Consider the following 6321-nt stretch of genomic DNA (forward strand, 5'->3'; position numbering starts at 1 on the left):
CGCCCGCGGCCCCGCGGCGCGGCCCGTCCCTGACGCTGTTCGCCGTCGCCGGACTGGTGATCGCGCTGGTGGCGGGCGCGGTGGGCGCCGTGGTCGCGACGGCCACCGACAACGGCGACGACAAGTCGATCAGCCTCGGCAACCCCAAGAGCTCCGAGGGCGGCGACATGCCGGCCCGCGACCCCGGCTCCGTCGCGGGGATCGCGCAGAAGGTGCTGCCGAGCGTCGTCACGGTCAAGCTCCAGCTCGGTGAGGGCGGTGGTACCGGCTCCGGCTTCATCGTCGACCAGGGCTATGTGATCACCAACAACCATGTGGTGTCCCAGGCGGGCTCGGCCGGCGCCGAGCTGTCGGTCGAGTTCAGCGACGACAGCACCGCCCCCGCGACGGTCGTGGGCACCTCGCCCGCCGACGACGTGGCCGTGCTCAAGCTCACCACGAACCACGCGCTGCCGCCGCTGCCGCTCGGCGACTCCAGCAAGCTGGCCGTCGGCGACCAGGTCATCGCGATCGGCTCGCCGCTCGGCCTGGAGGGCTCGGTCACCTCGGGCATCATCAGCGCCCGCGACCGGGTCGTCGGCACCTCGGGCTCCAACGGCTCGGACGCCGCCGCGATCACCGCGATCCAGACCGACGCCGCGATCAACCCCGGCAACTCGGGCGGCCCGCTTGTCGAGGTCTCCTCCGGCGCCGTGATCGGGATGAACACCGCGATCGCCAGCCTCAACCAGGGCGGCAGCGAGAGCGGCAACATCGGCCTCGGCTTCGCGATCCCGATCAACAAGGTGCAGGAGGTCGCCGAGCAGATCGTCAACAAGAAGCCGGTCACGCACGCGATCATCGGGATCAAGATGGACACGTCGCAGATGAGCGACGACGGCGTCAAGATCATGTCCGGTGCGGGGGGCGGTGTCACCCCGAACGGCCCCGCCGACAAGGCGGGACTCAAGGGCGGCGACACGATCCTCTCCCTCGACGGCAAGAAGATCGGCAGCCCGACCGACCTGGTCGCGCTGATCCGCAGCCACAAGCCCGGCGACAAGGTGAAGATCACCTATCGTCGGGGCGGCGAGGAGAAGACGGTCGACGTCACCCTCGGTTCGGGCAGCTAGTTCGGGCGGTCAAGGCGGTTTCGGGCACTCGTGCCCGACGGATACCCTGAGAAGACTCCGGGGCCTGTCCCCGGATCTTCTTGGGTCGTGTGGAGGAGCAGTTGTTCGACATCGGACTCGGTGAGGCGGCCGTCCTGGCCATCCTCGCCCTGGTCATCTTCGGCGACAAGCTCCCGACGGTCGCCCAGCAGGCCGGCCGGACACTCCGCCAGCTCCGCGCCATGGCGCAGAACGCCCAGGCCGACCTGAAGGACGGCCTGGGGCCCGAGTTCGGCGATTTCGACCCGCGCGACCTCAACCCCAAGACCTTCGTCCGCAAGCACCTCTTCGAGGACGACGCGGACCCGCTCGGCGTCAACTCCTTCGACGACACGCCGTCCTACAAGGCCCCGGCGCTGGCCGTCGACGAGCGTCCCCCGTTCGACCACGAGGCCACCTGAGCGTCAGCCCGTCGCAGCGGCGGTGCGGCCCGACGCGGCGGCAGTGTGGCCCGTCGCAGCGGAGTGGGCGGCCAGGGCGCTGCCCCTGGCCCCGGCCATGTCCAGATCGGTGACCAGGGCGACGGTCGCGGCGGCGGACTGCTCCTCGCGGAGCACGGTGTGCCGGCGCACGCTGTCGAGGAACCACTCACGGAAGTGCGGTGCGGCCTCGACGACGCCGCCGCCCAGGAAATAGGCGTCCGGGTCGGTGAAGTTCGCGGCGATCGTGAACAGCCGGGCGATCGCCTGAGCCTGCTGGTCGAAGATCTTCAGCGCCATCTCGTCGCCCTGCTCCCCGTAGCCGCGGAGCTGCTTGGCGGCCTTGTTCGGGTCGGCGACGTCGTGCAGCGGGTGGCCGGGGTAGCGGGTCAGCCAGTACGGCAGCAGATTCCGCTCGATCCCGGTCAGTGACGCGATCGACTCGGTGTCGCCCGCGAAACCGCAGTTGCACAGCGGCATCGGCTGGCCGTCCTCCAGCAGCCCGTACGTCGGGATCTGGACGTGCCCGAGCTCGCCCGCCATCCCCGCGGCGCCGCTGATCACCTTGCCGTCGACGACGACCCCGCCGCCCAGGCCCGTCCCGACGATCGCCGCGACCGACGACCGGACCGGCGCCTCGTTGCCGAAGAGCTGGTGGTGGGCGTAGAGCGCGGCCGCGTTGCCGTCGTTGTTGTAGACGACCGGAATCCCGATCGCGGCCTGGAACGCGGCCCTGAAGTCGAACCCGAACCAGCCGGTGTGCGCGAAGTTGGTCGCGCCCTTCGCGGAGATCACGCCGTCGGCGCTGGCGGGGCCCGGCGAGTCCATGCCGACGGCCCGCACGTCGCCGCGGTCGGTGCCGGTGACCCGCAGGATGTTCTCGAACGCCTCCACGAGCGCGGGGACGGCCACTTCGGGGCCCTCCTTCACCCGCGACGGCGACTCCACCAGGGCGTCGACCAGGAACTTCCCGCTCTCGTCCAGCACCGTGGCGTTGTTGCAGGTTCCACCGTTGTCCAGCCCGACCACGACCCAGCCCATGACTCTCCTTATCGATCGACCATCCGCACCGCACCTTACCTCCCTATATGTCGAAAATCGACATAAGGGGCGGGTGTGGCCGGAAAAGGCGGAAGCCCGCGTCCCTGTGCGGGTCGCGGGCTCCGGCCGTCGGGAACTGCTTCGTCGGGAATTATTTCTTGGTGGGCGTGATGTTGAGGGGACGGCCCAGGAGGCCGCGCGTGCGGCCCGCCAGGGACTCGGCGATCCGGTTGAGCTCGACGGAGGCCGGAGCCTCCGGGTCGGACAGGACGAGGGGCTTGCCCGCGTCGCCGCCCTCACGCAGCCGGGTGTCCAGCGGGACCTGGCCGAGCAGCGGGACGCGCGCGCCGAGGGTCTTGGTCAGCTCGTCGGCGACGGTCTGGCCGCCGCCCTCGCCGAAGATGTGCTGCTTCTCACCGCAGTGATCGCAGATCAGGTACGACATGTTCTCGATGACGCCCGCGACCTGCTGGTGGGTCTGCGCGGCGATCGCGCCGGCCCGCTCGGCGACCTCGGCGGCCGCCTGCTGCGGAGTGGTGACGACGAGGATCTCCGCGGACGGCAGGAGCTGCGCCACCGAGATCGCGATGTCGCCGGTGCCGGGCGGCAGGTCCATCAGCAGGATGTCCAGATCGCCCCAGTAGACGTCGGCGAGGAACTGCTGGAGCGCACGGTGCAGCATCGGCCCGCGCCACACGACCGGCTGGTTGCCCGGCGTGAACATCCCCACCGAGATGACCTTCACATCATGCGCCGACGGCGGCATGATCATGTCTTCGACCTTGGTGGGACGGCCGTCCACCCCGAGCATCCGGGGGATGGAGTGGCCGTAGATGTCGGCGTCGACGACGCCCACCTTGCGGCCCATCGCCGCGAACGCCGCGGCCAGGTTGACCGTCACGGACGACTTGCCGACACCGCCCTTGCCGGACGCGACCGCGTACACCTTGGTCAGGCTGCTCGGCTTGGCGAACGGGATCTCCTTGGCGGGCTGGCCGCCGCGGAGCGTGGTCTGCAGCTCCTTGCGCTGCTCGTCGCTCATCACGTCGAGTTCGACCTTGACGGACGGGGCGCCGATCTTGACGACGGCCGCGGTGACGTCCTTGGTGATCGTGTCGCGCATGGGACACCCCGCGACCGTCAGGTAGACGCCCACGGTGACCGCTCCGTCAGCGGCGATCTCGATGTTCTTCACCATGCCGAGATCAGTGATCGGACGACGGATCTCCGGGTCGTTGACCGTGGCGAGCGCCGCGGTCACCTGCTCGGTCGTTAGAGGGGAGGCCATGGCAACCATGGTATGGAACAGTTCGACCCCCGGCGAACGCAGGGTCGGTGACATTGGCCCTGAACGTGCCCGAAACGTCATCAGACTGGATCGCTCCAGAGCAAAGGGCGACCTACGATCGTCCCCGTGACAGAAGTGAGCACCCTCCCGGCGCCGACGATCTCGCCCGAGGAACTGGCGGTCTGGCGCGTCCTGCTGCGCGCCCAGGTAACGATCTCCCGTCGGCTGCACCAAGATCTGCTGACCGGACACGATCTCGCGCTGGGCTCCTTCGACGTCCTGCAGCAGCTCGCCGAACAGCCCGACGGCCGGCTCCGGATGAACGACCTCGCGGACAGGGTGCTGCTGTCCCGCAGCGGCCTGACCAGGCTCGTCGACCGGCTCCAGCGCGACGGCCTGGTGCGCCGCGAATCCTGCACCAGCGACGCCCGCGGGCTGTTCGCCGTCCTCACCATGCGGGGGCGCGAAATCCTGGCCGAGGCCACCTCCACCCACCACCGCGGCATCCGCGAGCACCTGCTCGGCCGGCTCGACCCGACCGAACTCGACCAGTTGCGGACCATGCTCGACAAGCTGGCGGAAGACGAAGCGATCGCCCTGTCGGCTTAGGTTTCAGGCGGGGCGGGCTCGACGGAGTCGCGGGCGTCGAGCTCCTTGAGGAACTGCTGGAGCTCCGAGCGCAGGTAGTCGCGGGTGGCGACCTCGCCGAGCGCCTGGCGGAGACCCGCGATCTCCCTGGTCAGATACTCGGTGTCGGCGATGGAGCGTTCGTTCTGGGCGCGGTCGCGTTCGTACTGGACGCGGTCCCGGTCGTCCTGGCGGTTCTGGGCGAGCAGGATCAGCGGGGCCGCGTACGACGCCTGGAGCGACAGGGTGAACGTCAGGAAGATGAACGGGTACGGGTCGAACTGCAGGAAGCGCGGGGCGAGCGCGTTCCACAACACCCAGATCAGGATGAACCCGGTCATGTACACGAGGAAGCGGGCCGTGCCCATGAACCGGGCGATCCGCTCCGAGAACTGGCCGAACGACTCCGGGTCGTAGCTGGGCAGCAGCCGGCGGCGGAGCTCGCGCGGCTGGTCGAGGCGGCCCGGGCTCATGCCTCATCCTCGGGATCGTCGGTGTCCATGACGCCCTCACGCCAGTCGTCCGGCAGGAGATGGTCGAGGACGTCGTCGATGGTGACGGCGCCGATCATGTGGCCGTCCTCGTCGACGACCGCCGCCGAGACCAGGTTGTAGATCGCGAGATGGCCGGCGACGGTCTCCAGGGACATGCTGGGGCGCAGCGGGGACAGGGCGCGGTCGACGATCCCGCCGATCAGGGTCGAGGGCGGGTCGCGGAGCAGGCGCTGGAAGTGGACGGTGCCCAGATAGCGGCCGGTGGGGGTCTCGGTCGGGGGGCGGCACACATAGACCTGGGCGGCGAGCGCCGGGTTCAGGTCGGGGTTGCGGATCTGGGCGAGGGCCTCGGCGACCGTCGAGTCCGGCGGCAGGATCACCGGTTCGGTGGTCATCAGGCCGCCCGCCGAGTTGTCGGCGTAGGCGAGGAGACGGCGGACGGGCTCGGCCTCGTCCGGCTCCATCAGGGTGAGGAGCTGTTCGCGCTGCTCGTCGGGGAGCTCGCCGAGCAGGTCGGCGGCGTCGTCGGGGCCCATCGCCTCCAGGACGTCGGCGGCGCGGTCGAGCTGGAGTTTGCTCAGGATCTCGACCTGGTCGTCCTCGGGCAGCTCTTCGAGGATGTCGGCGAGACGCTCGTCGTCGAGGGCCGCGGCGACCTCGGCACGGCGTTTGGGCGTCAGCTCGTGGATCACGTTGGCGAGGTCGGCGGGTTTCATCTTCTCGAACGCCGCGATCAGGCTGGCCGCGCCCTGGTGGTCTTCGCCGATGGTCAGCCCGGTGACGGCCTCCCAGTCCAGCACCATGGTCTCGCCGCGCCGCCGCAGCTTCCCGTTGCGCCGCACCGCGACCCGCGCGATCTCCCAGTCCCGCGACCGCATCGGCTCCATCGCCACATCGATGACGATCATCTCTTCACCGTCGACCGTCACTTTCCGGTCGAGCATCTCCGCGATCGCCAGGGTCTCCGCGGGCCGCTGGTTGAACCGCCGCATGTTCAACCGCCCATTGAAGATCACCGCCTCGGCGTCGATGGTCGTCACCCGGGTGATCGGCAGGAACACGGGCCGCCGCGGCGGCACGTCCACGACCAGGCCGAGCACCCGTGGCCGCCGCTGGTCCGACCGCAGCATCACCACGACATCCCGAACCCGCCCCACCTGATCCCCGACCGGATCGAACACGGCGATCCCGGCCAGCCGGGCCACGAACACCCGAGACGCCCCCAATCCCATGCCCCACAACTACCCAAGATCGCCTCCCCCGAACTCCCCACCCACCCCCAGATCCCCCCAACCCACCGG

Annotated in this window: 7 protein-coding genes; 3 read left to right on the forward strand and 4 right to left on the reverse strand. The window is 69.8% G+C overall.

The window, feature by feature from the left end; translation table 11 throughout:
* Together ACYVE7_RS27155 and ACYVE7_RS27160 are read left to right on the forward strand one after the other, a co-directional pair.
* Window positions 1-1112: S1C family serine protease (locus ACYVE7_RS27155; protein WP_460368470.1), on the forward strand; the 1112-nt coding region annotated here is incomplete at its 5' end.
* A 101-nt stretch (window positions 1113-1213) separates the two neighbouring features.
* A complete protein-coding gene (locus tag ACYVE7_RS27160; RefSeq protein WP_460368472.1) occupies window positions 1214-1552 on the forward strand; it encodes a sec-independent translocase in 339 nt (112 codons plus the stop codon).
* 3 nt (window positions 1553-1555) lie between these two features.
* Here the strand turns inward: ACYVE7_RS27160 and ACYVE7_RS27165 are convergent, their stop codons facing one another.
* Window positions 1556-2611 (reverse strand): ROK family protein, encoded by a 1056-nt coding sequence (locus tag ACYVE7_RS27165; protein WP_460368474.1) that lies wholly within the window; start codon window positions 2609-2611, stop codon window positions 1556-1558.
* A 151-nt stretch (window positions 2612-2762) separates the two neighbouring features.
* On the reverse strand, window positions 2763-3899 hold the full coding sequence (locus ACYVE7_RS27170) for an Mrp/NBP35 family ATP-binding protein (RefSeq protein ID WP_460368477.1): 1137 nt from the start codon (window positions 3897-3899) through the stop codon (window positions 2763-2765).
* Window positions 3900-4025: 126 nt separating this feature from the next.
* Between ACYVE7_RS27170 and ACYVE7_RS27175 the strand changes: the two genes are divergently transcribed.
* Window positions 4026-4508, forward strand: a complete 483-nt coding sequence (locus ACYVE7_RS27175; RefSeq protein ID WP_460368479.1) for a MarR family winged helix-turn-helix transcriptional regulator — start codon at window positions 4026-4028, stop codon at window positions 4506-4508.
* On the opposite strand, the gene ACYVE7_RS27180 is transcribed toward ACYVE7_RS27175, so the two are convergent.
* A complete protein-coding gene (locus ACYVE7_RS27180) occupies window positions 4505-4999 on the reverse strand; it encodes a DUF1003 domain-containing protein (RefSeq protein WP_460368481.1) in 495 nt (164 codons plus the stop codon). The genes ACYVE7_RS27175 and ACYVE7_RS27180 overlap by 4 nt on opposite strands.
* Complete coding sequence (locus ACYVE7_RS27185) at window positions 4996-6231, reverse strand: magnesium transporter MgtE N-terminal domain-containing protein (RefSeq protein WP_460368483.1); 1236 nt, start codon at window positions 6229-6231, stop codon at window positions 4996-4998. Before ACYVE7_RS27185 ends, ACYVE7_RS27180 begins: the two co-directional genes overlap by 4 nt.
* Between the last annotated feature and the right edge of the window lie 90 nt (window positions 6232-6321).

The sequence above is a fragment of the Actinocorallia lasiicapitis genome, from assembly GCF_054778695.1.

Excerpts from the sequence above, each read along its gene's own strand:
- ACYVE7_RS27165 (WP_460368474.1), bottom strand. The coding sequence starts at position 2,611 with ATGGGCTGGGTCGTGGTCGGGCTGGACAACGGTGGAACCTGCAACAAC.
- ACYVE7_RS27170 (WP_460368477.1), bottom strand. The coding sequence starts at position 3,899 with ATGGCCTCCCCTCTAACGACCGAGCAGGTGACCGCGGCGCTCGCCACG.
- ACYVE7_RS27180 (WP_460368481.1), bottom strand. The coding sequence starts at position 4,999 with ATGAGCCCGGGCCGCCTCGACCAGCCGCGCGAGCTCCGCCGCCGGCTG.